The 25,963-nt window shown below is 66.0% G+C and carries 22 protein-coding genes and 2 tRNA genes; 14 read left to right on the forward strand and 10 right to left on the reverse strand.

Features of this window, described 5'->3' with window-relative positions; all coding sequences use genetic code 11:
- Positions 1-155 precede the first annotated feature (155 nt).
- Positions 156-3,203, forward strand: a complete 3,048-nt coding sequence (locus GGQ91_RS15855) for a PAS domain S-box protein (RefSeq protein ID WP_455709731.1) — start codon at positions 156-158, stop codon at positions 3,201-3,203.
- A gap of 610 nt (positions 3,204-3,813) precedes the next feature.
- Here GGQ91_RS15855 and GGQ91_RS15860 read toward each other — a convergent pair.
- Positions 3,814-3,887: transfer RNA gene (locus GGQ91_RS15860), tRNA-Gln, on the reverse strand.
- A 175-nt stretch (positions 3,888-4,062) separates the two neighbouring features.
- Between GGQ91_RS15860 and GGQ91_RS15865 the strand changes: the two genes are divergently transcribed.
- Positions 4,063-4,152, forward strand: a tRNA-Ser gene (locus GGQ91_RS15865).
- A 95-nt stretch (positions 4,153-4,247) separates the two neighbouring features.
- On the opposite strand, the gene GGQ91_RS15870 is transcribed toward GGQ91_RS15865, so the two are convergent.
- Entirely contained in the window at positions 4,248-4,481 is a 234-nt protein-coding gene (locus GGQ91_RS15870) for a hypothetical protein (protein WP_182592359.1), read from the reverse strand.
- A gap of 276 nt (positions 4,482-4,757) precedes the next feature.
- On the opposite strand from GGQ91_RS15870, the gene GGQ91_RS15875 reads away from it, so the two are divergent.
- The 3 genes from GGQ91_RS15875 to GGQ91_RS15885 all read left to right on the forward strand — a co-directional run bounded on the left by GGQ91_RS15875 (position 4,758) and on the right by GGQ91_RS15885 (position 6,669).
- Positions 4,758-5,495 (forward strand): LuxR family transcriptional regulator, encoded by a 738-nt coding sequence (locus tag GGQ91_RS15875; RefSeq protein WP_182592360.1) that lies wholly within the window; start codon positions 4,758-4,760, stop codon positions 5,493-5,495.
- A gap of 89 nt (positions 5,496-5,584) precedes the next feature.
- Positions 5,585-6,244: an acyl-homoserine-lactone synthase gene (locus GGQ91_RS15880; protein WP_246410722.1), complete on the forward strand. Its 660-nt coding sequence runs from the start codon at positions 5,585-5,587 to the stop codon at positions 6,242-6,244.
- Between the two features lie 23 nt (positions 6,245-6,267).
- A complete protein-coding gene (locus GGQ91_RS15885; protein ID WP_043351560.1) occupies positions 6,268-6,669 on the forward strand; it encodes a hypothetical protein in 402 nt (133 codons plus the stop codon).
- A gap of 772 nt (positions 6,670-7,441) precedes the next feature.
- On the opposite strand, the gene GGQ91_RS15890 is transcribed toward GGQ91_RS15885, so the two are convergent.
- Positions 7,442-9,259, reverse strand: coding sequence for an ATP-dependent helicase (locus GGQ91_RS15890; protein WP_182592361.1), 1,818 nt, complete (start codon positions 9,257-9,259; stop codon positions 7,442-7,444).
- Positions 9,246-10,760 (reverse strand): ATP-dependent nuclease, encoded by a 1,515-nt coding sequence (locus GGQ91_RS15895; RefSeq protein ID WP_246410723.1) that lies wholly within the window; start codon positions 10,758-10,760, stop codon positions 9,246-9,248. The genes GGQ91_RS15890 and GGQ91_RS15895 overlap by 14 nt, the downstream gene beginning before the upstream one ends.
- Positions 10,761-10,793: 33 nt before the next feature.
- Between GGQ91_RS15895 and GGQ91_RS28150 the strand changes: the two genes are divergently transcribed.
- The 4 genes from GGQ91_RS28150 to GGQ91_RS15910 all read left to right on the forward strand — a co-directional run bounded on the left by GGQ91_RS28150 (position 10,794) and on the right by GGQ91_RS15910 (position 16,268).
- Complete coding sequence (locus tag GGQ91_RS28150) at positions 10,794-11,339, forward strand: hypothetical protein (RefSeq protein WP_246410724.1); 546 nt, start codon at positions 10,794-10,796, stop codon at positions 11,337-11,339.
- Between the two features lie 303 nt (positions 11,340-11,642).
- Positions 11,643-13,145, forward strand: a complete 1,503-nt coding sequence (locus tag GGQ91_RS15900) for a diguanylate cyclase domain-containing protein (protein WP_343066802.1) — start codon at positions 11,643-11,645, stop codon at positions 13,143-13,145.
- Positions 13,146-13,248: 103 nt separating this feature from the next.
- A complete protein-coding gene (locus GGQ91_RS15905) occupies positions 13,249-13,722 on the forward strand; it encodes a VOC family protein (RefSeq protein ID WP_182592363.1) in 474 nt (157 codons plus the stop codon).
- A gap of 632 nt (positions 13,723-14,354) precedes the next feature.
- Positions 14,355-16,268: a PAS domain S-box protein gene (locus tag GGQ91_RS15910; RefSeq protein ID WP_182592364.1), complete on the forward strand. Its 1,914-nt coding sequence runs from the start codon at positions 14,355-14,357 to the stop codon at positions 16,266-16,268.
- Between the two features lie 190 nt (positions 16,269-16,458).
- Here GGQ91_RS15910 and GGQ91_RS15915 read toward each other — a convergent pair whose 3' ends face one another.
- The 4 genes from GGQ91_RS15915 to copM all read right to left on the reverse strand — a co-directional run bounded on the left by GGQ91_RS15915 (position 16,459) and on the right by copM (position 20,676).
- Positions 16,459-16,926 carry a response regulator gene (locus tag GGQ91_RS15915; protein ID WP_182592365.1) on the reverse strand — a complete coding sequence of 156 codons (468 nt, stop codon included), beginning with the start codon at positions 16,924-16,926 and terminating at the stop codon, positions 16,459-16,461.
- A complete protein-coding gene (locus GGQ91_RS15920) occupies positions 16,923-18,041 on the reverse strand; it encodes a sensor histidine kinase (RefSeq protein WP_075382278.1) in 1,119 nt (372 codons plus the stop codon). Before GGQ91_RS15920 ends, GGQ91_RS15915 begins: the two co-directional genes overlap by 4 nt.
- Positions 18,042-18,790: 749 nt before the next feature.
- Positions 18,791-20,227 (reverse strand): YncE family protein, encoded by a 1,437-nt coding sequence (locus GGQ91_RS15925; protein ID WP_182592366.1) that lies wholly within the window; start codon positions 20,225-20,227, stop codon positions 18,791-18,793.
- Entirely contained in the window at positions 20,224-20,676 is a 453-nt protein-coding gene (copM, locus tag GGQ91_RS15930) for a CopM family metallochaperone (protein WP_182592367.1), read from the reverse strand. The genes GGQ91_RS15925 and copM overlap by 4 nt, the downstream gene beginning before the upstream one ends.
- 181 nt (positions 20,677-20,857) lie before the next feature.
- On the opposite strand from copM, the gene GGQ91_RS15935 reads away from it, so the two are divergent.
- The 5 genes from GGQ91_RS15935 (at position 20,858) to GGQ91_RS15955 (ending at position 23,748) form a co-directional block, all read left to right on the forward strand.
- Entirely contained in the window at positions 20,858-21,241 is a 384-nt protein-coding gene (locus GGQ91_RS15935) for a COG4315 family predicted lipoprotein (protein ID WP_182592368.1), read from the forward strand.
- Positions 21,242-21,284: 43 nt separating this feature from the next.
- Positions 21,285-21,794, forward strand: coding sequence for an RNA polymerase sigma factor (locus tag GGQ91_RS15940; protein ID WP_012322155.1), 510 nt, complete (start codon positions 21,285-21,287; stop codon positions 21,792-21,794).
- Positions 21,791-22,594: an anti-sigma factor family protein gene (locus GGQ91_RS15945; RefSeq protein WP_182592369.1), complete on the forward strand. Its 804-nt coding sequence runs from the start codon at positions 21,791-21,793 to the stop codon at positions 22,592-22,594. Before GGQ91_RS15940 ends, GGQ91_RS15945 begins: the two co-directional genes overlap by 4 nt.
- Complete coding sequence (locus tag GGQ91_RS15950) at positions 22,591-23,481, forward strand: LysR substrate-binding domain-containing protein (RefSeq protein WP_182592370.1); 891 nt, start codon at positions 22,591-22,593, stop codon at positions 23,479-23,481. Before GGQ91_RS15945 ends, GGQ91_RS15950 begins: the two co-directional genes overlap by 4 nt.
- A gap of 78 nt (positions 23,482-23,559) precedes the next feature.
- A complete protein-coding gene (locus GGQ91_RS15955; protein ID WP_246410725.1) occupies positions 23,560-23,748 on the forward strand; it encodes a hypothetical protein in 189 nt (62 codons plus the stop codon).
- 3 nt (positions 23,749-23,751) lie between these two features.
- Here GGQ91_RS15955 and GGQ91_RS15960 read toward each other — a convergent pair whose 3' ends face one another.
- Positions 23,752-24,837 (reverse strand): molybdopterin-dependent oxidoreductase, encoded by a 1,086-nt coding sequence (locus tag GGQ91_RS15960; RefSeq protein ID WP_182592371.1) that lies wholly within the window; start codon positions 24,835-24,837, stop codon positions 23,752-23,754.
- Between the two features lie 78 nt (positions 24,838-24,915).
- Positions 24,916-25,851, reverse strand: coding sequence for a beta-propeller fold lactonase family protein (locus GGQ91_RS15965; protein ID WP_246410726.1), 936 nt, complete (start codon positions 25,849-25,851; stop codon positions 24,916-24,918).
- Between the last annotated feature and the right edge of the window lie 112 nt (positions 25,852-25,963).

Here is a 25,963-nt window from a genome sequence, read left to right on the forward strand (position 1 = left end):
GCCTGTCGCGTGTCACGGCCAACACGGTGAACGGGCCTGCCTTCTCTCAGGGCGGCAACTGAAGGGTCGTTCGGCGCGCCGTCATGGCGGCGCATACGCGCGATCGTTCAGGCTCAACCGCGGAAGCAGTCCGCTCGGTCAATCCCTGAGGCCCCGTGAAACAGCGCCACGCCGTGATGCACAGAAGTTCGAACGTGACGATGTGCATCCCAGCCTGCCTGATGGACGGTGGCGCGATGGGCGCGCTCATGCGCGCGCACGACTGGGACGCCTCACCGCTCGGTGATCCCGCGACCTGGCCGCCATCCTTGACGACGCTGACAGGCGTCATGCTCGGTTCGAGGCAGCCGACCTTCGTCATCTGGGGGCCCGAGCGCAGGCTCCTCTACAACGATTCCTTTGTCGGGCTTCTCGGCGCCGCGCATCCGTCCGCGCTCGGTCGCGACTATCTCCAGGTCTGGCACGACCTCGGCGCCGAGCTTGGATCCTTCGTGGACGAGGCCTGCTCCGGTCGCTCCGTTGACACGGCCGCGTTCGAACACGTCGTGAGGTCGCCCGACGGGGGCCGGTTCTCGTTGTCCTACGTGCCCATTCGCGATCCGGCCGGGCGCGTGGATGGCCTGTGGGGCACCTGCACTGAGATCGCGGACCAACGGTTCGTCGAGGGGGAGCGGCAGGAGGCGGATGCGACGCTCCGCGAGAACGAGGAGCGACAATCGTTCCTGCTGGATCTGAGCGACGCGCTTCGGCCGCTGAACACGCCCACCGACATCGTCGAAGTGGCCGCCCGGCGTCTGGGCGAGCGGGTCGGTGCGAGCCGCGTATTCTACGCCGAGATCGCCGGCAGCCTGATGACGGTCGAACGCGAGTACGTCCACGGCGTCGGCTCGATCATCGGCGAGCACTCGCTGGCGGCGTTTGGCCCGGACCTGCTGGCAGCCTACCGCGACGGCGTGGTCGTCGCGGTCGACGACGTGCCCTCGGATCCCCGGTTCACTGTCGAAGCCCGGGCGGGCTTACGGTCACGCCAGGTCGGCGCCTTCGTTGATGTCGTTCTGTTTCGGGGCGACGAATGGGTCGGCCTGCTCGCGGTGCAGAGCGCGACCCCGCGCGCCTGGACGCCCGCGGAAGGCAACCTGATCCGGGAGGTCGGCGAGCGCGTCAAGGCTGCCACCGAGCGGGCCCGTGCCGAAGTGGCGCTGCGCGAGAGCGAGGAGCGTCTGGCGGCGATCTTCTCGGCTGCGTCCGTCGGCCTGTCCGAGGTGGATGCGAGCGGCCGCTATCTTCGGGTCAACACGGAGATGTGCCGCATTCTCGGACGGTCTGCAGACGAGGTTCTCTCGATCGGCGTCGCGGATGTGACCGATCCAGCCTATATCACGCAGAGCTTGGCGACGATCGCGCAGGCGTTCGAGACCGGGCATAGTTCCGCCCTCGACAAGCTCTACTGTCGTCCCGACGGCACGTCCATCTGGGCGAGCAGCAGCGTCAGACGTCTCGACGATGGGCAGGGCAGGTTCAAGAACCTGCTGGTCGTCACGGCGGATCTCAGCCATCGCCGGGAGGCGGAGCAACGGCTGGCCGAAAGCGAGCGCCGCCTACAGCTTCTCAACGAGACGCTCGAACTTCAGGTCTCGGAGCGCACGGCCGAGCGCAATCTATTGGCCACGATCGTCGAAAGAACCGACATCATGGTGATGGCGTCGGATCTCAACTACAACATCCTGGCCATCAATAAGGCGAATGCGGACGAGTTCGAGCGCATCTATGGCGTACGGCCGAAGGTCGGCGACAACATGCTCGATCTTCTGGCCGATCAGCCTGAACACCAGGCCCAGGTCAAAGCGGGTTGGGGACGCGGGCTGGCCGGCGAGGAGATCACCCTCGTCCAAGAGTTCGGCGATCCCGGACGCGTCCGCCCCGCCTATGAGATCAGTTTCCGCACCCTGCGCGGAGCGGATGGCGAGCGCACGGGCTGCTATCAGTTCGTCATGGACGTGACAAAGCGGTTGCGCGATCAGGCCGAGCTGGTCCTGGCCCAAGAAGCCCTGCGCCAATCCCAGAAGCTGGAGGCGGTCGGCCAGCTTACGGGCGGAGTGGCGCACGACTTCAACAACCTTCTGACCATCATCCGCTCATCCGTCGATTTTTTGCGTCGGCCCGATCTGCCGGAGGTCCGCAAGCGCCGCTACCTCGACGCGGTCTCCGAGACGGTCGACCGGGCCGCCAAGCTGACCGGCCAACTCCTCGCCTTCGCGCGCCGTCAAGCGCTGAAGCCGGAGGTGTTCAGCGCCGGGCAGCGGGTGAGTGCGATCGCCGACATGCTCGACACGCTGACCGGCGCACGCGTGCAGGTTCTGATCGAGGTGCCGGACACCGCCTGTCATGTACGGGCGGATGTGAGCCAGTTCGAAACGGCCCTGGTCAACATGGCCGTCAACGCCCGCGATGCCATGGACGGTGAAGGCACGCTCATCCTCCGGGTAACCGGGGGGGCGGCGCTGCCGGCTGTTCGCGGCCATGCAGGGTGCGAGAAGCCGTTCGTGGCGGTCTCCCTGACCGACACGGGGACCGGCATTTTGCCGGACCGGATCGAGCGGATCTTCGAGCCCTTCTTCACCACGAAGGAGGTTGGTCGAGGCACGGGTCTCGGGTTGAGCCAAGTCTTCGGTTTCGCCAAGCAGTCGGGCGGCGACGTGGATGTCCGGAGCGTCGTCGGCCGGGGCACCACATTCACGCTCTATCTACCCGAGGTGGCTGCGTCCGATCTGTCGTCCGGTGAGCGCATCCAGGAAATGGGGATGGCCCCGCTGGGTTCGGGTCAACGCATCCTGGTCGTCGAGGACAATATCGGGGTCGGCCAGTTCGCGACCCAGATCCTGGAGGATCTGGGCTACCGGACGGCATGGGCCGGCAATGCCGAGGAAGCGTTGGACCGGCTGGGTCGCGACGGTGACGGGTTCGATCTGATCTTCTCCGACGTGGTCATGCCGGGCATGGGCGGCGTCGCGCTGGCGCGTGAGCTGCAGCAGCGGTGGCCGGATCTGCCGGTGGTCCTCACGTCGGGGTACAGCCACGTGCTCGCCCAGGAAAGCGACCACGGATTCGCGTTGCTGCACAAACCCTATTCGGCCGAGCAACTCGGGCGCATCCTGCACCAAGTCCTCGGCGTGCGGTCCAAGCTAACGGCCCCGGCCGCCTGACGGCAAACGCGGTCAGGGAGTACGCGCGCGGTATTGCGGCGGACCGTCGATCCGACGCGGGTTGGTCGCTCGCAGGTGGGCACCACCGAATCCGTGACGCGGAGGCCAAGCGCCGACGATCATCTTCCCGGCCGGGGCCACCGCTCAACGTAACGGGGTCGCCCTGCGCCGACAGGAGAGGTGCGGGGTAGATGCAGGGCATCGCTTCAGGTCGGCGTAGGTCTCGCGGCCGTGCGGGCTGCGGCCGAGGGGCATCGCGGTGTCACGCCGAAACTTGGTCGGAACTACTCGTTCTAACGGGTCTCCGCGCCTCAGAGCGCAAGGCTTTTGCGCGGCCGGGACCGGCGATCTGACCATTTGATAAGTGTGCCTGAGAGCGCCGTCACGGATACGGTGCCTGTTGGCTGCTCAGAAAGGGCGTTTGCCGGGGAGACCCGACTAAGCCTGCGATTGGCCCCGCTCGATCGGCGATGCGTGTTCCTGAGGCGAGAAACAGCTCAGCTTGAGACCATCACCGGGACGCGCCAACGCGATTCCAAGCGTCCGGTCGGTCCGGCCAACGGGCCAGTCCAATCTCAGTCAAAAGCGGAAACTACGGAGCGGTGACAGGTGGCTGGGGGACCTGGATTCGAACCAGGACTAGAGGAGTCAGAGTCCACCGTTCTACCGTTAAACTATCCCCCAAAAGCCTTCAGCCAAGCGCATCCCTACCGGATGGGGCTGGGCGAAACCCGTTCCGTATCGAGCGGCGCCGGGCGTGGGCGGTGAGATAGGCGGAATGCTTCGGAAGGTCAACCGGTTGTTCTCCTGTTGACGCAGCCTCTGCCGCGGCCGTAACCGTAACGCCGCAGACCCGTCAGGAAGGGTGGCCGAGTGGTTTAAGGCAGCGGTCTTGAAAACCGCCGTGGGGGCAACTCCACCGTGGGTTCGAATCCCACCCCTTCCGCCAGGGTATGTTGATACATAAGGCTTTTTCAGCTTCACGTATGAGTTGCCCCACCATTTGCCCCACCAGTGGAGCGGAAAGTGGTGGCTGTGGGTCCATCAAGCAGATGGACGGATCGAGTTGACCGGCGTAGCGCTGAGGTCATGGCGTGCGATTCGAAAGCCACTCCTCAGGAGCAATTCGATGCTTGGCTCGCCGAGCACGCCACTGGTCTTGGTCAGCGTCAACGCTTTCAGCCCGCCCGGCCTCCGCTCGTGCTTCGCGTGGCAGCCCTCGCCGTTAGCCTCATGCTCTGGGTTCTGATCTTCTGGAGTTTGGGTGCCGGCGTCCAACAATTTCTCAGAATTTTATAAATCGAGTCCGTTGAGAGTCGGCATACTCATCGGTCCGCTCATTGTTGGCGTATTTGGCTGGGCAAAGGACGCCTGCACTCCATGTCTTGCAAATCCGCCGCATCTCCAATGCGGACCGGTCCAGGTGTTTGTGTAGACTAAATGCGTGCCGAAAGGCAGTCCTGCAGTTGTCTAGCTGACGCTGCGGTCGAGAGATAAATCTTAGCGATACTTAATCGTCTGAGCGGATGCTTTCCCGATCGGGTATCGTCTTCGATGAAATGCTTTCCGCAATCCGCATTCGATATCGTTGCGAAGCTCCGTAGCGCCAATTGTCTGGAAGATATCCTTTTAGAGCTGAAATTAAGTGGGCGCATTTTCGGCTACGACACCTTCTTGATGGGACGGCTTCCAAGGTCGCCGACACAGAATCTTCTCGATTGCGCGACCCTTTCAGGTTGGCCCGCTGAGTGGGAGCGACGCTATCAGGCCGAGCGATTCGTTCAGGTCGACCCGGTCATCCGGCACATCCGGCGCAGCGTCGATCCTTTCCTCTGGCGCGAGGCGCTCGTTACGCCTGGCGGTCGCGACGGTCAGATCGTGCTTGAGGAGGCGCGGGCCTTCGGCTTGGTAGAAGGCTTCTGCGTACCGCTTCATCATGCCGGGGGCGGTGAGTCGGGCCTCAGCTTCGGCGGGCAACGGCTCGCGCCCTCAAACGACGAGCGCGCCGCGCTGCACCTGATCGGCATCTACGCCCTCTCGGCGGCGCGGGCGATCCTGAGCCGGGCGGTCAGCGCAGATGACGAGCCCCCTGCAGCAGCGCACCTGACAGGTCGCGAGGTTGAGTGCCTGAAGTGGTCCGCGGTTGGCAAGACGGCGTGGGAGATCTCGGTGATCCTGTCGCTCTCCAGGCGGACCGTCGAGCAGTATCTCATCAGTGCCGCGCGCAAGCTGGGCGCGGTTAGTCGCGTCCAGAGCGTAGCGGAGGCTCTGCGCCGCGGCATCATAGACTGATGTCGTAACCTGCGGCACTCCGCATTTTTACGGCTAGACCGTGCGTCTGCCCTTGAAGATCTTGGTAGTCATCTTCAAGGAGGCGAAAAATGTTCACGCTTTTATCTGGTGATGTCGATACGACTGATCCGCAGATGGCGAATCGGATCTATGCCTTCCGCCATGCGTACTTCGTCGAACATCTCCGATGGGAGGGCTGTCGACAGGCCGATTGCCGCGAGCGCGACCGCTTCGACGGGCCGGACAGCTTTCACGTCCTCGGCGAGAAGGGCGCGGAGATTTTGGCTTACGCTCGCCTCTTGCCGACCACCCGGCCGCACCTGCTCTCGCATCTCTACCCCGAAATCCTGCAGGGCCGCCCGGCACCGACGGGACGGCGGATCTACGAATGGACACGCCACGCGGTCGCACTCAGGATGCGGGAATCGGCCATGGCGACTGCCTTTTCGAACGTGGTTTCCGGCGCCGTGGCCTACGCAGCTGAGGCGCTCGATCTCGAAGGCCTCCTTGTTCAGTTGCATCCCGCGCTCATTGAACGCCTCACGGAGACGGGTTGGGATGCCGAGCCGCTTGCTCTTCCGGTGAAATATGAGGGCAGCTCTTTGGTGCCGGTTTACGCGCGCCTGACCGACCAGACGCTCCAGATCGCGCAGGCGGCTTTTGCGGCTTGGCCGGGGGCACACCTGCACGTCCCGCGCGGCTCTATGTGCGCGGCTGCGACCGACGTGCCGGTGCCGGTCCTCCAGTGAGTTTCCAGCCAGAGGAGATGACAATGCCATCCGCGGCTGCGCGAAGCGTCCTGTTCTTCCGGACCTATCGCGAGGCGACGCTCCCACTCTACGCCGCGCTCGTGGACGAGCTGTGTGCGTCGCCCCACCTGCCACTCCAGTTAGCGACGGTCCTTGAGGATATTGGTCAAGAGTTCATTAAGCTCGCGGAGACGGTCAACGCAGCGCTCAACCGCCTGGGAGCCCTGGACCACGAGGTTGACGCCGACCTGACAATCGAGGCACGGGTTGACGCCGTGATGGCTCGCTTCGCGCGGATCGGGTCGTCGATGCTGTCAATCGCCGACGGACAAGCGGGCCCGGCCTTGACCGACGAGTCCTTCCGGCAAGCGCTCCGAATCGCCCTCGTCATGATACATGATCTACCGATCGCCGGACGGCGATAGGTTTGTCGTGCCCCGTCCAACGGTAGATGAGGCTATCCCTGATCGGGCCGCCACGATGGCTCAGTCCTATGCAGACGGCCCCATCACCTCGAGGCGCCCGCCCGCGCCTGGAAATCAGCCCGCGCGTTCCGGCCGCTTACACGTCCGAGCCATCGACCGCCGAGCGCGCCGGGCTTCCTGGCCCGGAGTGGGTAGTGCACGCCGCCCGCGCGCAGGCGCACCTGAAGGTCGCCGGCTTGGCAATCGGCAAGACCCACCGAAACTGGACTCGCTGGCGAGCGGCGCAGTAAGGCGCGCTCCCCTGTGACTGCAAACGACCCTTTGCCGAAGCTGGGAGCGTCCTCTTACCGGCAGATCGATGAGCCCGAAACTACGACCGGAACGGGTGGGAAACGGCCCGACTGCTTTGAGCGTGGAAAATATCGAAAGCTGCCGTTAGCGATCCGGGGCGCTTAAGCAGGCCGCTGGGCGGGTCGGTATCAAGGATCTCGTGATCCACGACTTACGCCGAACGGCCGGGGCCTGGATGTATAGCGCCACCGGGAGTATCGGCACCGTGTCGAAACACCTTTGGCACTCTAACGTCCTGATCAACCGACAGCATTACGTCCATGGAACGCCGGATGACGTCGGGATCGCAATGGATATGGCCGAAGCGGCGTACGATCGGCACGTTGCGGAGGCCCTGGCCAACATGCCCATCCCTCGAGGGTCAGGGGATGGGAATCCGGAAGGGTGCCCCCGTTCCGCCGTGCGAATATCCCAGGCACTACTACTCCTGCCCGGCGGCGAGCAGGCGCGTTTCCAACTCCTCCACGAACGAGGATCTCCCGAATGTGCGGGGGCCGTACCGGCCATCGATCCAGCCGGAATAGATCAGGTGAACGGCGTCGCGCGCACGCGTGAGACCGACGTAGAAGAGGCGACGGCTTTCCCGAAGCTCAGCCCCGCTCTCATTGTTCCAGGGTATGACGCCCTGATCCATTCCGACCATCATCACCACGTCGTACTCGCAGCCTTTCGACGAGTGCAGGGTCAAGAGGTTGATGTGGGACGGCGAACCGTCGCGCCCGCCGAGGCCGACGAGGTCCAAACCTTCGAGCTTGCCGCCGGCCGTCACGGCCGCGCCCATGCGATGCACCTGCTCCATCTGGTCGTGGAGGCTCGGCTCCTCGCGCGCCAGCGGATCGACGAGGTCCCGCCGGATCGCCGCGACGAACGGTGCAGCCGGTCCGTCGTCGCGGCGGTTCCGCATGAGGAATGCCGTTACGAGGTTCTTCGCCTTGTTCGCCTCCCGCTCGCTCGATAGGCTGGTCCGGAACCTCACCCACCGTGTAAGGAGGCCATCCAACTGTGGCCGGCCACGTCTCCAACCGCCCGAACACCACCCCGCGCAATCCTCGATCCAGCTCGTGAGCTCCACTTTCCTGTAGGGAGCCCCTGTGTCGACCCTAACGAAGTCGATGCCCGCGGCCATGAGCGCGTCGGCGAACGCGTTGCCGACCGCGGCGTTGCGGTAGAGGATCGCGATGTCCCCGAGCTTTCTCTCGTCCTTGGCCGCCAGGGCTTCAGGGATCAACGTGTCGATGACGTAGGCCGCCTGATCCGCCAGGCCTCCGGGGCGTTCCACGAACCGGATCACCGCCAGACGCTCTTCGTCGTAGGGCCGGTAGCCCCTGGTCTCCCCCAGCGCGTACTCTGAAGCTTCGATGATGCGCCCAGCGCACCTGTAGTTGAGTTCGAGGCGCACCCTTTGGATGTCGTGCCGCTCCGCCAATTCGAGGAGAAGGTCCCCGTCTGATCCGGCGAAGCCGTAGACTGACTGATCTGCGTCGCCCACGGCGAAGAGCCGGACCCCGCCCTCGAACGCGAGCCTCGTCACGATCCGATGCAGCGGGACGCCGAGGTCTTGGTACTCGTCAACTGCGAGGATCGGCCAGCGGGCGGCGATGGCCGGCAGCACCCAGTCGTGCGCGCTGACCAAGCGATGGGCGCACACGACCATGTCGTCGTAATCGATCAGGCCCTGCCGTCGCAGCGTGGCCTCGTAGCCCTCGCTGATCCGGGCGAGATCGGGATCGGCCTCCCAGTCCGGCGCTTCCCGGTCGAGGTGGACACGCCGGTAGCGGCCCATGTCATCCCGTTTGTGGGGTTGGTTGAGGCCAAAGAGGCGCTCTGCCACCACTTTGAAGGCAACGTCGGCCTGTCGGTTCGTGGCGACCGCCAGCCGGCGCGGGAGGCCAATATCGGCGAGGTGGGCATAGGGCATAAGGATGTGGCGCAGGCAGAACCCATGCACCGTCCCGACGAAGAGGTTCTGCGCCTCGCCGAGCCCGAGTGGTTCAAGCCGGCGCTTGAGCTCGCGCGCGCACTCCTGGCTGTAGGTGATGCAGGCCACGCCTTGGGGAACCCGCACATCCTCCGCGAGCATGCGCGCGAGCTTCAGGATGAGCGTCTTCGTCTTGCCCGAGCCCGGCCCAGCCAAGACGACGCAATGGCCTTGCGAGTCGTAGGCCGCTTGCTGGCCGGGATTGTCCGCGAGATCCCCGGCATGCCGGAGGTAGGCGGCGCTCGAGCTACGCAACCTCATCGCGGATCCGCTCCAGGGCCTCGCGGATATAGGCGGGGCAACGATCGGCGGTCGCTGCGGGGGCGATGCGTTGCGCGAACCGTCCCTTCCCGATGCGCTCGATCAGCTTGATGAGCCCCGTCGGTTCGAGAGTCGACGGGCGGGCCTCCCACCCGTCCAGTAGCTCCCTGTTCGCTCGCCTGAGGGGAAGATCGGCTTTTAGGACCCTGACCATCTGTCGCCGCATCCCCGTCGCGAACAGCGCCGGCTCTAGAGTACTGGAATTCACGAAGATGCCGCGGAGGGCTCCGCGCCGGAACACCTCGGCTTCGTCCATCGCCTCGTAATCCCGACCGGGTCGCAAGATCCCGAGCAGACCCCTGACGCGCCCGGGTCCGAGAGCGGTGCCGTCGGGGAGCTCGTCACGGTCCGTGAGGACGACGAATGGAATCCTGAGCCCGGATGGTCCGAGCAGTTTTACATAGGGCGCGAAATTGGTGCCGCTGACCGAGCACACCGAGATCCCGAGCTCGTCGAGATGAATATCGAGGGCATCGGCGAAGGCCGGGACGAGGAAGCGCTCCGCGTCGCCTTCGACAAGGATCACGCCGCGAGAGAAGAAAAGCTCACCTCGTGTGACGTCGATGTAGCGCTGCAGATCGTCGACCTCGGCATCGTTGAGCGGGATCTCGGCAGTCGATACGCCCTCGGTGCTGCCATCGGCTTGACGTCGGAGAAGTACGATCGATCGCAACGGTGCGATGCTCGCGATGTGCGGCGAATGGGTCGTCAGAATGGTGACGTGGCGTCCGGCCGTGGCGTCGCCGGCTCGTTCGGGGGGATCCTCATCTTCGTCCACATCTTCATCGTCGACCTCGGCGGTTTCGAGGAAATGCCGATAGACCAGCCGCTGGACATGCGGGTGCAGGTGCGCCTCGGGCTCTTCGACGGCCAGGAACGTGTAGTCACGCTCGCCGTCCTGGATCAGCCGGTCGAGCTCCAAGCTCTTCAGGGCGAGGAAGACTAGATTGGTGGTCCCGAGGCTCGCCTCCGCGATCCCCCGCTCGCCCCGGTCGATCAGGAGCCGCAGCGCCCTCAGAAGCGCGTCCAGCCGCGACGGTGCCAGCCCGAGCGCGACGGAGGTCGCGTGCGCCGGGCCGACCATGCCTTCCAGCCGTCTGCCAATGGTCCGGGCCACAGCCACGACCTCCGGACGCTCCGACAGAGCGGCCTGCGCGCCGTCGACGGCCTCCAGGATGGCGTCGCGATCGGCGACCGACAGGATTCCAGCCAAGTCCTCGATCAAGGGGCGCAGCGGCGACCGACGCCAGTTCGCTAGATCCTTCTCGGCATCGCGCAAGGCCGGCAGCAGGTCGAGGGGCAGCATGCGCCTCAGGGTACTCCCGACGGGGGTGTCCGGGTACATGCCGCCGAAGAGGAGGTACTCGTAGTCCGCGAGGCTGCCGGGCTGCCCTTCGAGGCTGGCCATTGGCTGGTAGCGGTACGTGAGGCGGGAGATCATCGGGGGACCCGGGTCGATCAAGTATCCGCCGAGATGGGCCACCAATCGCGGATCTGCATCGAAATCCGTGAGGTCGACGGAAATCTCGATCGTCTCCCCCAATTTGTCGTCGCCGAGCCCATCCCAGAAGTGCTCGAGGCCAAGCCGGCGGTCGCGTTCCGAGAGGCTCGGGTCGAAAATCAGCTGAAGGGCGAAGAGCAGGTTGCTTTTACCGACCTTGTTCTCACCAACAACGACGATGTTTCTTCCAGTTGTAACCTCGAAGTTTCTGAAATTAGCGAAGTTGCGTATCCCGATCCGACAAATTCGCACGCCAGTAGCCCTTCTGCCCCGGAGCGCCTGCTTACCATAGGTTGCGTGAACAGCCCAGCTAGGCTGATGGTGCCTCGCGATTGGATGGGTGCCGGCAAAGCAGAGGTGCCGATGCTCGGACGCATTTGGCTCGGAAAGGCCCGCCTGGTGGCTGTAGCCAGCTTGCTTGGTCATTTCGACTGGTGGGTACGACGCCAGCACCGTGACGTATCAATCAGCACCTATGCCGGCGGCGAACGTCAAACGGATCCCCAAACCTCCAGCTAGATCTTTGGTATTGTCGAATTAAGTTGTTTGGTAATTGCCCAGCCGCCACCCTGTGGCCGCTTTGGGGATACGCCGGCGGCCCCGCAGACGCCCGACATGGGTCGCGAGCCGAATGGCAGCTCCCGGCACAAGCTTGTTACTCTTCTCTGCGGAGAACCGGTGAATACGGCACCTTTCACAAGCCAAACGGTGGCGGTCTAACCGGTACGCTCTGGCTCGATGACCCGTCAGGCCACCTCACGCTCGATTAAACCTTCTCGTTGTAACCCCCAGGCAGCCTTAAGGCTTGAGCGGAGTTGCGCCGTGTTGCAGGGGACCGGGTCGAACACGCAGCGCGAGGCACTCCGCCAACAGGCGCTGATCGAGATCGCTCTGCTCGACACGCCGCCAGAGCGAGAGTTCGACGCACTCGCCAAGCTCGCACAACGCATGCTCGGCACCGGCATGTCCTCGATCACTCTGATCGACCCGGAGCGCCAGTGGTTCAAGGCGCGTTGCGGCCCCTTGGCGGCCGAGACCCCGCGTGCCCAGGCGTTCTGCCCCGTCGTGTTCGAGACTGAGGCTCCGCTGATCGTGGCAGATGCCAAACTCGACCGTCGCTTCGAGGCCAGCCCTTTCGTCACAGGTGCCCCGAACATCCGGTACTACGCGGGCGTGCCGGTTCGGGTCCGGCGAGCAGACGGCGACACAATCACGATCGGCACGCTCTGCGTCCTCGATGAACGACCCCGCGAGCCAATGGCGGCAGACTTGGAGGTGCTCACAGAACTGGCCTGTCTTGCAGAGGCCCTGATCGAGGCTCGCGCCGTAGCCCTTCGAGCTGCCGAGAACGCCGAAGAGCGCCGTGTCGCCGTTGAGGGTCTGGAGCGTGAGCGCCGCCAGTTCAAGCAAGCGGAGCGCATGGCCGACATGGGATCGTACCGCTACGATATCGAGAAGCAGTCAACCTCCTGGTCGGACGGGGTCTTCGCCATTCATGAATTGCCCGTCAGCGGCGGCGTGCCGACAGGCGAGATCATGAACTTCTTTCCTGAGACTGATCGCGCCCTCTTCCGCGCGGCAGTCGAGCGCGTGCTGGACACGGGCGAGCCTTTCGAGATGGACGCCGACTTCGTGACAGCCAAGGGCAACGCCCGGCGCGTGCGCTGCTCCTGCGAGATCGAGCTGGCCAAGGGTAAGCCTGTCGCCCTCGTCGGCTTGATCCAGGACATCACCGAACGGCATGGCCTGGAGGAGCGTCTTCGCCATCGGGCCCGCACCGATGACCTGACACAGCTGGCCAACCGAGCCGAGTTCCACCGTGTTCTGGACGCGCGGCTGCGCGAGGCCCGCGCTTCGGATGTCGACGTGGCCGTTCTCCTGATCGACCTCGACGGCTTCAAGGGCGTGAACGATCGCCTCGGGCATGCGGCCGGCGACGACGTTCTCCGTCGCGTCGCCGAACGGTTGCGCGCATCCAGCTACACCGGGTGCTTGCCGGCGCGGTTGGGCGGCGACGAGTTCGCGATCCTGGCACCTGCCGCGTGCGACGGCGCGCGCCTGAGCGCGATAGTGCAACGCCTCTTGCACGACCTCGAGATCATCGTGGACGGACAGAGTCAGATCGCGCGCGTGACGGGTACGATCGGCCTCGCGTGGTCCCGCGAGGCCGGACAGGATCGTGACGTTCTCCTGCGCCACGCTGATGCGGCACTCTACGCCGCGAAGCGTGCGCAGAAGGGAACGGCTCAAAGCTACTCGGTTCAAGTGGGCCAGGCGACCGCGCAAGGTCGCCGCGTGTCCGCTTCCAAGCTCGCCCCAAAATGACGCCTATGACTGACGTGGGTCGCTATCAGACCGACTGCTCTGCCGAAGGACCGGGCACGACCCGCTGCGGACGAATGGGCCGTTTGCCGCTAGATCATCCCTCATGACGGAACACACAGGCATCCACGTACGGCGCGCCGATCATGTCGGCTTCGCGGTCGCCTTTCTCGACGAGGCCCTTCGTTTCTGGGTCGATGGGCTCGGCGCGCAGCTTGTGCGGACGGGCGAGATGGGGGGCGAATTCCTTGGTCAGGTGACGGGAGCGCACGGAGCGAAGGTGCGCATGGCGATCGTTGCGCTAGCGGATCAGTCGATCGAGCTTTTGGAGTATCAAGGTCCGGACCGACCAAGTGTGCCAGCCAAGCCTTTCGACCCGGGCTTCGCGCATCTGGCTCTTGTGGTCGATGACATCGACGCGCTTCTGGTGCGGATCGCCGCTTACGGCTGGAAGGCGCAAGGCATTCCGCAGACGATCGCGAGCGGTGCGCGGGCTGGAACGCGGGTGATCTACGCTGTTGGCCCTGACGGCGCGACGATCGAGTTCATGCAGACGCCAGCCTCCGTTCAGGATCTCTGATGCCGCCGGGCGGGGGACCGCTTGCCATCCCGATCCTAAGTCGACAGGGGCGCGGCGAACGACCGCTTCGGAGAAGCCTTGACGGCACTTCGAACGATTGGGTTGGGTCGCGAGCCGAAGGGCTGCTTGGGGTGGATTTCGGTCGGTTAGCTTCCCGGCGATAATATTGAAAAGCAGACATCGCAGCTGCGCGGTTCAAGGCAGGGGCGATCGTCCGCAACGCTTGGTGTTATCGGGGACGGCCCCGGCCCCGAAGCCTGGGCCTGACCATACGGACCGATTCTTTCAGCCGGGGGCAGCCATAGTGATACTGGCGGGGATCTCTGTTTTCGAGGTCGGCAGGCACACGATCGGGCTGGGCAAAAACGCCGACGACGACACCTTAAAGATCGTCTATCCGGGTGCCCTTCGATGGAGAGGCGGTCAACGTCTAGCCCGGCCCTATCCATGAGGATGACCACAAGGCAATGGAGCAAGCCGCGCGAAGCTGCCTTGCGGACTCCGGCCATACGCTGCGGCGGCTCGACACCTAGTCCGAACGAAAGTCGGAATGCGAAAGCGCCGCGACGTGCAGCCGCGAGACGATTGCGCACAGCTGAGCTATGAGACGGCAACGATAATCACCTGCGCTGATGCCGAAGCCTCCTTTCTCGCCTCTTCTCGAAGAACCGGCTCGGCTTGACGCCCTCGCTGCCAGCAGCCTCGTCGACACGCCGCCGGAGGCCGAGTTTGACGACATCGCCCAACTGGCCTCGTTGGTCTGCGACACGCCCGTAGCGTTGGTCAGCCTCGTTGCGAGCGACCGGCAATGGTTCAAGGCGCGGGTCGGCTTCCCCCTTTGCGAGACGGCGCTCAACGCTTCCGTCTGCGCCTATGCGCTGTCCGCCCCGGACCTGCTGAGCATCCCGGACCTGACCGCAGATCCGCGCACACAGGACAACCCGTTGGTAACCGGTGAGCCGTTCATCCGCTTCTATACCGGAGCGCCGATACACCACCCGAACGGCCAAGTGCTGGGCAGCCTGTGCGTGATCGACCATGAGCCCCGGCCCGGGGGGCTGACCGCTAGGCAGGCGGACGGGCTGCGACGCCTGGCCCGGCAGGTCACGACGGTATTGCGCGAGCGCCAGCTCAACATGGAGATGCGGGCTACCCGCGAAGCGCTGCGGACGTCACAGGAACGGCTGAGCTTTGCGTTCGCCGCATCTGGCAGCCTGGGTTGGTGGGATTGGGACATCCCGGCCAACCGGATTTACGCCGGGGAGCAATTCGCGAAGATGTACGGCGTAGACCCGGTGGAGGCCGCCAAGGGTGCGCCGCTCGCCGCCTTCGTCAACGGCATCCACCCGGACGATCGGGAATGGGTCGGCGATCGCATCCAGCAAGCCCTCGATACCGGAGGTGAGTTCAGCGAGGACTACCGCCTGCTTCGCCCGGACGGAACGCTGATTTGGGTCCACGCACGGGGCCGGTGCTTCCTTGATGCCGATGGAAAACCGCTGCGCTATCCCGGTGTCGCCATCGACATCACCGCCCGCAAGCAAGTCGATGCCGCCCGCGCCATGGGTGAGGCAAGGCTGAAGTCGATCATGGAAACCGTGCCGGTCGGTATCATGTTTGCTGAAGCGCCCTCCGGTCGCATTCTGATGGGCAATCAGCGCCTCGCCGAAATTCTCGGCCACGACACGCTCTATGCCTCCTCCAGCGACGCCTATGGCGCGTTTGTCGCCTTCCATGAGGATGGTCGCCAGGTTGACGGACACGAGTATCCACTTGCGCGGATCACCGGCGGAGAATGCAAGCGAGCCGCCATGGAAGCGCTGTACCAAAGGCCCGATGGCTCGCGGTGCTGGATCATGATTTCCGGCGAGGCGATTGACGACGAAGCGGGCGCGACGATCGGCGCGGTGGTCGCCGTCAGTGACATCACCGACCGGAAGGCGGCCGAAGCGTCACAGGACTTGCTCAACCGCGAGCTGAGCCACCGGCTCAAAAACACCCTCGCCATGGTGCAGTCGATCGCCACGCAGACGCTGCGTAACGCATCGAGCCTGTCGGCAGCACAAGAAGCCCTTGCGGCCCGCCTGATCGTGCTTGGCAAAGCCCATGACGTGTTGCTGCTCGGACACTCTGAAAGCGCTAACGTGCGGGACCTCGTGATAGGCGCACTCGCTTTGCACGAGGATACCGCGACGCGCTTCCATGTGTCTGGGCCGACTTTGTTTATCGGGCCGAGCGCGGCGCTGATGCTTGGGCTGGTTCTGCACGAGCTGGCGACCAACGCGACCAAGTATGGGGCGCTCTCTAACGCCACGGGTGAGGTCGATGTCCGGTGGGGTCTTGTTGGTGAGGGCGAGGCCACTGAGTTTCGGATAGATTGGCAGGAACGGGCCGGGCCGCCGGTTGTGCCGCCAAAGCGTAAGGGGTTTGGCTCTCGCCTCATCGAACGCGGCATGGGCGGCAGCCATGTCGTCATCAGCTACCCGACTGAGGGCGTCAGCTGCGCGCTGCGTGTGCCACTGACAGGTCTACAACTACGGGGCTGAGAAGCGAGCGCTTGGTGCCTTCTCTGCGCCAGGTATGGGCGGCGGCAGCCGATCGGTGCGAAATTCAAGAACTTCGCACCGCTTTCATCTCGCTGATCTGCCAAGCGATGCGATGCAGACCTATGAGACGCTCATCGAACGTCTGCTTTTGGAATTCCCCGATGGCGGTCGAAGTGGCTGGCATGGGTCGTCAGCGGACAGGGTCGGCCTGGAAAGGCTCCGCTCCGGAGGGTTCCCCTTTCGGCCGGTGGCAGGCGCACGCCGCGGCTTTCTCGTCGGCGCGGCCCCACATCGGCGCTTCGCAAGTGAGGAGCTGTGTTAGCAGATGCGCCAGCGGCGCCGCTTGATAAGGCTTCTGAAGCACCGGGGCTGACCGATACGCTTCTTCCAACCCCTGCGTGCCGTAGCCGGTCGCGAACAGGAACGGCGTGCAGCGCTCTAACAGCAGGTCGGCTACCGGATAGCTGCGGGCGTCGCCCAGGTTGACGTCCAGCACGGCCAAGTCGAACTTCCCGGTGCGGACATGATCCACGGCCTTGTCGAGGCGCATGGCCACCACGACCTCGCAGCCTAGGTCGAGCAGCATGTCCTCCGCGAGCATGGCCACGAGGCTCTCGTCCTCGACCAGCAGAACGCGGCGCCCTTCCAGCAAACTCATCGGGCAGGGTGCCCTTCCAGTGTCTCCTGGCCGACCCAGCCGAGCTGGGTCAATGGGATCTCCAGCCGGCAGACGACACCGTTCGGCGCGTATGTGATCGCCGCGTTGCCGTCGAACTCCATCGGAAGCTGCCGCTCGATAAGCCGGGAGCCGAAGCCTCTGCGTGTTGGCGGAGTGACCGGCGGGCCACCGCGCTCCTCCCATGCGAGATCTAGCTGCTCGCGGCCATCGTCCAAGGCCTGCAGGGACCACGTCACCGCGACCCGCCCCTCAGGGACCGACAGAGCCCCGTATTTGGCGGCGTTGGTCATCAGCTCGTGCAGCGCCATGGCCAGAGTTACAGCGACCTTGGGGTGCAGGCGTGCATCCGGTCCGTTTAGCACGAAGCGGTTAACGTCGACCTCTGCCAGAAGGTGCGGTGCAAGCGCGCGCTCAACCACGCTGCGCAGGCTGGCACTCTCCCAGTTGTCCTCGACGAGCACGTTATGGGCGGTCGACAGCGCAGCCATGCGGGCGTCGAACACAGCCCGCGCGGCTTGGTCGGTCTGGCCGCGGAACGTCTGCGCGGCGATCGATTGGACCGTGGCCAGCGTGTTTTTCACCCGGTGGTTCAGCTCGTTGATCAGCAGGCGTTGGCGCTCGGCCGCGGCCTTTTCCTCGCTGATGTCGCGGACCTCGATGATCGTGCCGATGATGTTGGCCGCGTCGTCCCGGATCGGGCTGGCCGTGAAGCCGACCGGATAAAAATGCCCGTCCTTGTGGACGAAAACCTCCTCGCCACGCTCCTGGTTGTTCTCCGGGAAGGCGCGATCGATCGCGCATTCCGCCAGCGGGAACGGCCGGCCGTCCGGGTAGGTGTGGTGCACGATGTCGTGCAGCGGGCAGTCGCGCTCCAGAACCTCGTTAAGCGTCCAGCCGGTCAGCTGCTCGGCGGCGCGGTTCATGTAGATGCAGTGCTGCCGGTCATCCATCAGGAAGATGGAGACCGAGGCGTTGTTAAGCACGGCATTGAGGCGCCGCTCGGTCTCGAATAGTTGGCCGGCGCCGGGCCTGAGACTCACGAGAGGTGTATTGGCGGCGGGAACAGATTGCAGCGGCTGCCGAGTATGCGGCACTGATACGACCCTTCACAGCGGGGGTGTCAAAAAGGACGGGGCCCAACGAACCGTCGGGATCGTGCATCTCGCATGCCGCGTTGTGGCAGGCGCCACAAGGCCGAGCCTGCCAATGCGCTGACGGGAGGGTTGTTCCATAGCCCAAACACAGTGGCTTTACGCGAGGCTTGGATGTTGGCGGTCGGTCGTCTATTTGCCGGCCCGACCCGGCCTCCAGACCGTCATTGCGTGTAATGATTTCCAAAACCCAACGATTGAGTCTTCGTGTCGCAATCATCGCCGCGGAGGCCCGGGCGGGGGCTCACACGGCCCTGCTGATGGATAGGATCCTACACGGACAGGATACTGACGAAACCGAGCAGGTCCTGTGTCGCGAAATGGACGTCCTGGCGGCGTTGCGTACCCACGCAAAAGCGCGGAACAAGGATGAGCCATCGCCGTAAGAGGTTCATTCCTACGGCTACTGATCTGTACCTTCCCTCAGCAGACCCGACCGCATTGCAGCGGGTCCGCTATGGGCACTTAGTTGGGATTGTCGCGGCGTCTGGTTTGGGTCGGTATCGGAAGTGCTGCTTAGGGTGGGGAGCGGAAGTCAGCTACTCGCCTAGAAGCGGACGTTCCGCATCCGACCCAACTGCGCCGTAGAAGCAGTCCGACGTCGTTCTCGAAAGCAGACATTGAAACTGGGCTCGCGCCGCCAAGGTACTCTTATGAGTGTTCGCCTTCCGAACTAGCGCCCCCCCACTCGATCAATCCACAGTCTGCATCTGGACGACACTGCCGAGTTCACCGGGCTTGCCCGAGACCACCACGAGGTAGCGCCGGCTAGCGCCGGCATCCGTGCGGGCGACCTGTCGGATCGGGCCGATCGCGTTGACGATGGCCGCGCCGGCCGGGTTGGTCATGAAGGCGGCGAGCGGCTCCAGGCCGGTCGCTCCCTTCGGATCGGCGGCGAGCGCCAGCACGAAGGGCATTTTCGCGGGCAGTCCCGTGACCGCGGCCTGCAGCGTCTGCAGCACGCCCTGGTCGAACAGGGTGACCTGCGTCGCCGGCTTGTCATCGGAACCGGTGAGCGTCAGCGCGCTGGTCTTACCGGCAGCACCCAGCGGCTGGAGGTTCTGCTTTCCGTCGCCCTCCGGCACGGCGTTCGGGACGTAGGCGACGCCCTGCGGACCCTGCCCGATCAGCACCTCAGCGATCACCGTGTTCGACGCCGTGTCGATCACCGCCGCCTTGTCGGCGTTCTCCAGGCCGACATAGACGCGGCTGCCGTCGCCCGAGGGCCAGAGCCCGTGCGGCAGGGCGCCGGTCGCGATGGTGGCGACCTGAGAGAAGTCGTCGGTGCGGAACACCTTGACCTGGTTCAGGCCGCCGATCGTCACGTAGGCGAACTGCCCGGCCTTGGTCGAGACGATGTTGACGTGGTTGGTGATCGGCCCGGTCTCGATCGTCTTCAGCGGCGCGAAGGGCGGACGCGCCGAAAACACTTGGGTGCGGCCGACATCCTTGAGGGTGAACCACACCTGCTTGCCGTCCGGCGTCGCGGCGATGTCGGGGCAGAACGGGCTCTCCTGCTTCACGCGGCCGACGATGGTGTGGGTCTTGGTGTCGATGACGACGGTCTCGGGGCTGAAGCTGGAGCAGACGTAGCCGTAGGCGCCGTCCGGCGAGAAGATCGTCATGCCGGGCCCGTTCGGTACGGTGATCCGGCGGGTCTCCTTGGCGGTGGCGGCATCGAGCACCGCGATATGGTCCTCGCCGCGCACGCTCACCCAGACCTCTCGGCCGTCCGGCGTGAAGAAGGCTTCATGCGGCGAGCGGCCGACATAGGCGGTGTGGCGGACCGCGTTGGTCGCCGTGTCGATGAAGCTCACGGAGTTCGAACCGATCGAGACCGCGAGCAGGGTCCTGTGGTCCGGCGAGAAGCCCATGCCGTGAACCAGAAGCTGCCCGCGATAGAGCGGGCTCAGGTTCATCGGCGTCGGGTCGCCGAGCCGGATCACCCCGAGCAGGGTGTTGGCGGCGGGATCGACCACCGAGACCGTGTTGGAGAACTGGTCGGAGGTGTAGAACCGATCCTTGCCGCTAACCGGCACGTCCGGGGCGGAAGCTGCGCCCGGGGCCTGCCCGGCGAGCGCCGGGCCGGAGAGCAGCGCGAGGGCGAGGATAGTCAGGGCGGTCTTCATCGGCGGGTCTCCGAGGGCATGGCGGCGGGGGCCGCACCGTGGTCGTGGGAATGGGCCGCACCAGTCGATGGCTGCGGCGCTTTGGGAAGACTGGCGAGCGCACGGCGCATCACATCGATCTCCTGGCCCTGCTCGATGACGATTCCCTGCGCGAGGCGACGCAGGACCGGATCCTTGCCGTAGAGCAGCTCCGCCTTGGCCATCGCGATCGCGCCCTCGTGGTGGGGGATCATCATCGCGGCGAAATCGCGGTCGGGATCGCCCGAGGGCGGGACCATCATGTCGGCGTGCATCCGCGTCATCGACTGCGCCATCATCGCGTCGAACGACGTTGACGACGCGGCCGGAGGCTCGCTGGCGGCCAGCGTCGGGCGCATCATCATCCGGCCGCCGACGAGGCCGCTCGCCATCAGCGCCGCCGTCACGGCAAATCCCAGTGCTCCGCGCATGCGGCCTCCTCGCGATCCGGTATCGATGGAAGGGATGCCAGAGGACCGGCTTTATTCCGCGGCGGGGCCGAAAAAGCGTTCGCGCCGATGGGATCGCCTTTTTTCGTGTGTCAGCGGAATAAAGGCGCCCGTTCCGCATCCCTCCCGATGCGGTCATGCTCGACCGCGGGAGACTTCACCCATGCGCAATCTGCTGATCCGCACCGCCTTCGCGGCTATCGCCTTGCCCGCCGTGGCCGCCCAGGCCGCCTCGCCCGCCATGACGGCCGAGACCGCCAAGGGGCCGGCGCTCGTGGATGCCAAGAGCATGACCCTCTACACCTTCGACAAGGACATGGGCGGCAAGTCGATGTGCAACGGCCCCTGCGCCGCCAACTGGCCGGCCCTGACGGCTGCTTCCGGATCGGCGGCCTTCGGCGATTGGACGACGGTGACCCGGGACGACGGCACGATGCAGTGGGCCTACAAGGGCAAGCCGCTCTACACCTTCGCCAAGGACACCAAGCCGGGTGACACCACCGGTGACGGCTTCCTCAACGGTGCGTGGCACATCGCAAAGCCCTGATCGGTGAATGCCCGGATCGGCTCCCTCTGATTGGGACACGTCGTTGGACGAGATCGCCGCCCTGATCGAACCGCAGATCCCGGCCCTGCGTCGCTACGCGGTCGCGCTTCTTCGGGACCGCGAAGCGGCGGACGACCTCGTTCAGGACACCCTGGAACGGGCATTGTCCGCCTGGTCCGGGCGTCGCCGCGACGGCGACCTGCGGGCGTGGTTGTTCACGATCGAGCGCAACCTGTTCCTGGCCGCCGTCCGGCGCCGGGGCCGGCGCGGCGCCGATCTCGGCGCGGAAGCGTTGGAGCAGGTGCCGGATCCGAGCGCCGACCCGGGGGCAGCTTTGGGAGCCCGTGACGTGCTCGCCGGGCTCGACACCCTGCCCGAGGAGCAGCGCTCGGTGCTGCTCCTCGTGGCGGTGGAGGACCTGTCCTATGCCGAGGCGGCACAGGTGCTCGGGGTGCCGCTCGGCACGGTGATGTCGCGATTGAGCCGGGCGCGGACGCGGATGCGCGGATTTCTGGAGACGGGCCGGACAGGCCTGCTGAGGAGGGTTAAATGAGCGGGGATCCGCGCCCGGTCGGCGAGGACGACCTGCACGGCCTGATCGACGGCCGCCTTGAACCGGAGCGGCAGGCGCTGGTCGAAGCGTGGCTCGCGGGGAACCCCGCGCGTGCGGCTGAAGTCTCGACGGACCGAGTTCTGCGCGAGCGCCTGCGCGCCCGCCTCGCGCCGATCGCCGAGGAGGCGATCCCGGCGCGACTGCGGGTGGCCAACATCCGCTCGCGACACCTGTACCCTGGCGCACGCTGGTTCCCCATGGCGGCTGCGGCCGTGCTCTGCCTCGCGCTCGGCGGTGCCGGCGGCTGGGTCGGCCATGCCATGCACGGTGTGCCCGCGGCGGTGGCGGAGGCACCGGCGACGCAGGACGCGGTCGCAGCCTTCCGCACCTTCGTGGTCGAGGCAGTGCATCCGGTGGAGGTGCGCGCCGACGAGAAGCCCCACCTCGTGACGTGGCTCTCGAAGCGTCTCGGTCACGCGGTCGCGGCCCCCGACCTCTCGGCGCAGGGCTTCCGGCTGATGGGCGGGCGCCTGTTGCCGGCCGGCCCCGAGCCCGCGGCGATGTTGATGTACGACGACGACCGCGGCACCCGGCTGACGCTCTACAGCCGCGTCGGTGACGGCGACGGCCGCACGCTCTTCCGCTTCGCCCGCGAGGGCGACATCGCTGCCTTCTCCTGGGTCGATGGTGGCATGTCCTACGTCGTCACCGGCCGCACCGACGAGGCCCGGCTGCTCACCGTCGCGCAGGCGGTCGATGCGCACGTCCGCGGCCTCGCGCCGGATCGTCGGCAGCCGTGACCCTCGACCAGCTTCGCATCTTCGTGGCGGTGGCCGAGCGACAGCACGTGACGCGGGCCGCCGAGGCGCTGAACCTCGTCCAGTCGGCGGTCAGCACGGCGATCGCCAACATCGAGGGGCGGCACGCGACGAAGCTGTTTCACCGGGTTGGCCGCGGGATCGAGCTGACCGAAGCAGGGCGCGTGTTCCTCGTCGAGGCCCGCGCCGTGCTCGCCCGGGCCGAGGCCGCCGAACTTGTGCTCGCCGACCTCAGCGGCATGCGACGCGGGACGCTGGCGCTCTACGCCAGCCAGACCATCGCTAGCGATTGGTTGCCGCGCCACCTCGTCGCCTTCCGCCGCACCTACCCTGAGATCGCCATGCGCTTGGCCGTGGGCAACACCACCGACGCCGCCGACGCGGTGCGCGCGGGAACGGCCGAACTCGGCTTCGTCGAGGGGGCGTTGGACGACCCGACGCTCGCGAGCACCACCATCGCGCGGGACCAACTCGTCCTCGTGGTCGCCCCAGCCCATCCCTTCGCAGCGGCGACCGCCCTCGAACCCGAGGACCTCGCCGGGGCCGATTGGGTGCTGCGCGAGGCTGGATCGGGAACCCGCTCGGCCTTCGAGGCGGCGCTCATGGAGGCTGGCCTCGCCCCGGGCCAACTCCGGGTCACGCTCGAACTGCCCTCGAACGAGGCGGTGCGCGCCGCCGTCGAGGCCGGGGGCGGGGCCGCCGTCCTGTCCGAGACCGTAGTGGCCGCCGCGATTCGGGCCGGGACCCTAGTAAGGGTGGCGTTCGAGTTGCCAAGCCGGCCCTTCCGGGTGCTGCGCCACAAGGAGCGCTACCGCAGTCGGGCCGCCGACGCGCTGCTCGAACTCATCGCAACGTCGGATCCCGGATGAGCGAGCCTGCGAAACCCGTGCCCCCCGACGACCCGCGGGTGAGGCTCGCCGAGGACCGGACCGTGCTGGCCGCCGAAGGTGCTGTCGCTGACGCTGATCGCCTGCGCGTTCGCCTCATTCTCCGGCGCCGCATGGCGGGACCGGGCGATCCGGGCGCGACTCGCCCATGCCGAGATCCCGATGATGCCGCGCCTCCTCACCGTCGGGATCGCGGCCCTGCTGATCGCGATCTCGGGCCTTGCGGCCACCGCCCTGCTCAGGGCGTGACGGTCAGGCGACGGTGACCCGCACCCGGTGCCACGCGGCACTGAGGTAGCCCTTGTAGTTCCAGGTGTCGTCGGGGGCGGCCGGCTGGGTCTGGCCGGCGGAGTCCCAGGCCCGCACCGCAAGTTCGTGCTCGCCCGCGGTCAGTTCGCGGTCGATCTCCCAGAACGTCCAGGCGTGGGGCGCGTCGGCATCGCGGTCGATCCGGGCCTGCGCCCAGCTGCGGCCGCCATCCGTCGAGACGTCGACGCGGGCGACCGTGCGGTCGCTGGCGATGGCGTAGCCGCGGATCGCGTGCCGGCCGGCCTTCAACGCTGCGCCGCGGGCGGGCTCGCAGATCGCGCTGTTGAGCGGCATCGCCTCGATGGTGATGCCGTGGGCCGAGTCGGCGGTCTCGGCCGTCACGTCGGGCGGAAACAGCTTGTAGTCGTCGGCCTGCATCGGGTTGTCGGAGGGCCGGTCCTGCACCGTGATGCGGGCGAGCCATTTCGGGCTGCGGATGCCGGCAAATCCCGGCACCACCACGCGCAACGGATGGCCGTGCTCGGGGGCGAGAGGCTCGCCGTTCATCGCGAAGGCAAGCAGCGTCTCGGGGGCCAGCGCCTTGGCGAGCGGGATCGAGGCGCCGAAGCGCGTGTCCGTGTCCGCGATCCGGTCATGGCTCTCGAAGGCGACGTAGCGCTCACCATCAGCATCGATCCCGGCCGCGTGCAGCACGTCGGCGAGACGCACGCCGGTCCATTCCGCGTTGCCGATGGCACCAGGCGCCCACGGGTCACCGGAGACCGGCGCCACCGCCAGCATGTCGGCCCGTCTGTTGCCGGCGCATTGCATCACCGCCGTGACGGTGACGGGCGCGAAGCGCGCCTTGAGTTCCGCGAGGGAGAGTTCGAGCGGCATGGCGACCATGCCATCCACTGTCAGGCGGTAGCCGTCGGCATCGAGGTCCGGGATGTCGCCGTGGCTGCGGACGTAGAAGTCGGCTTGATCAGTCAGGAAGGCGGCCCGTAGGCGATCGAGCGGCGGCTCGGCGTTGTAGGGCGCCTTACCGTGGACGATGAGGCGGTCCTTGCGCTGGAACAGGCCGAGCATGGGGTCTTTGTCCTGCGTTCGTGACGTGTCGACGACGAGAACGCGCCGGGGGCGATAAGGCCCCCGGCGCGCGTCGCCTCAGGGCTTCATCGTCGAGATGACCTCGTTCTTCGCGCGATCCACCACGGCGACGCTGAGGTCGCGGTTGAGGACGTAGGCGTGAGCGTTGTCGGCCGAGAACGCGATCGCCTGGCGCGGCTCGTTCAGGCCGGTCACCGTAGCGACGACCTTGAGGGTTCCGGTGTCGATCACCGACAAGGAGTTGTCCTTGAGATTGCCCGAATAGACGAAGCGCCCGTCCGGGGTCAGCGCGGCGCCGTAGGGGTCTTTGCCCACCGCGACTTCGGACATGACCTTGCGGGCGGCGACATCGACCACACCGATGGTGTTGCGGCCGCTATTGGCGGCAAACAGCGTCTTGCCGTCCTTGGTGATCGAGATGGCGCGCAGCTTGTCGAACCCGGCGATCTCGCCGGTGATCTTGTTGGTGGCGGTGTCGACCAGGGTGATCTTGTCGCCGAGGAAGTTCGTCACGAATACGGTCTTGCCGTCCGGCGACAGCTTCACGCCCTGGCGCGGCTGCGCGAAGCCGGGGATCACGGCCTCGGCGAGCATGGTCTTGGTGTCGAACACGGTCAGCGTGCTCGCCGCCTCGTTGTTGACGTAGAGCTTAGCCCCATCGGCCGAGAGCACGGTGCCGAAGGCCCCGGGCCCGGCGGCAAGAACGCCGGCCTCCTTGCCGGTGGCGGTCTCGTAGGCCGTGATCCGGCCGGTGCCGCTGTCGGAGACGTAGAAGCGGGCGCCGTCCGGCGCGAACACGATGTTGCGCGGGGTCACGAAGCCGTCGAGGCGGCGCAGCACCGTGCCCTTGGCGACGTCGTAGACGACGACGGCGCTTTCCTCGCTGTTCGACACCGCGGCGACGGTCCCGGCAGCGTTCAGCGCCAAGGCGTTGTTCTTGATCGCGCCGTCGAAACCAGCGGCGGACCCGGGCTGGCCCTGGGCGAGAAGCAAGGCAGCTCCGGCGAGTAAGGCGCGGAGACTGGTGCGGATATGGGTCATGAAGCGGGTCTCTCGGGCATGCGCGCTCGTTCGGCGGCCGGGGCCAGCCGTGCGGGCGGGTTCG

The sequence above is a fragment of the Methylobacterium fujisawaense genome (assembly GCF_014138435.1).
GTDB classification, from domain to species: Bacteria; Pseudomonadota; Alphaproteobacteria; order Rhizobiales; family Beijerinckiaceae; genus Methylobacterium; species Methylobacterium fujisawaense.

Coding starts and splice junctions, on each gene's coding strand:
- GGQ91_RS15875 (WP_182592360.1), top strand. CDS start 4,758: ATGAAATGCTTTCCGCAATCCGCATTCGATATCGTTGCGAAGCTCCGT.
- GGQ91_RS15880 (WP_246410722.1), top strand. CDS start 5,585: ATGTTCACGCTTTTATCTGGTGATGTCGATACGACTGATCCGCAGATG.
- GGQ91_RS15885 (WP_043351560.1), top strand. CDS start 6,268: ATGCCATCCGCGGCTGCGCGAAGCGTCCTGTTCTTCCGGACCTATCGC.
- GGQ91_RS15890 (WP_182592361.1), bottom strand. CDS start 9,259: ATGAGGTTGCGTAGCTCGAGCGCCGCCTACCTCCGGCATGCCGGGGAT.
- GGQ91_RS15895 (WP_246410723.1), bottom strand. CDS start 10,760: ATGATCTCCCGCCTCACGTACCGCTACCAGCCAATGGCCAGCCTCGAA.
- GGQ91_RS28150 (WP_246410724.1), top strand. CDS start 10,794: ATGGGCCACCAATCGCGGATCTGCATCGAAATCCGTGAGGTCGACGGA.
- GGQ91_RS15905 (WP_182592363.1), top strand. CDS start 13,249: ATGACGGAACACACAGGCATCCACGTACGGCGCGCCGATCATGTCGGC.
- GGQ91_RS15910 (WP_182592364.1), top strand. CDS start 14,355: ATGCCGAAGCCTCCTTTCTCGCCTCTTCTCGAAGAACCGGCTCGGCTT.
- GGQ91_RS15915 (WP_182592365.1), bottom strand. CDS start 16,926: ATGAGTTTGCTGGAAGGGCGCCGCGTTCTGCTGGTCGAGGACGAGAGC.
- GGQ91_RS15925 (WP_182592366.1), bottom strand. CDS start 20,227: ATGAAGACCGCCCTGACTATCCTCGCCCTCGCGCTGCTCTCCGGCCCG.
- copM (WP_182592367.1), bottom strand. CDS start 20,676: ATGCGCGGAGCACTGGGATTTGCCGTGACGGCGGCGCTGATGGCGAGC.
- GGQ91_RS15935 (WP_182592368.1), top strand. CDS start 20,858: ATGCGCAATCTGCTGATCCGCACCGCCTTCGCGGCTATCGCCTTGCCC.
- GGQ91_RS15945 (WP_182592369.1), top strand. CDS start 21,791: ATGAGCGGGGATCCGCGCCCGGTCGGCGAGGACGACCTGCACGGCCTG.
- GGQ91_RS15960 (WP_182592371.1), bottom strand. CDS start 24,837: ATGCTCGGCCTGTTCCAGCGCAAGGACCGCCTCATCGTCCACGGTAAG.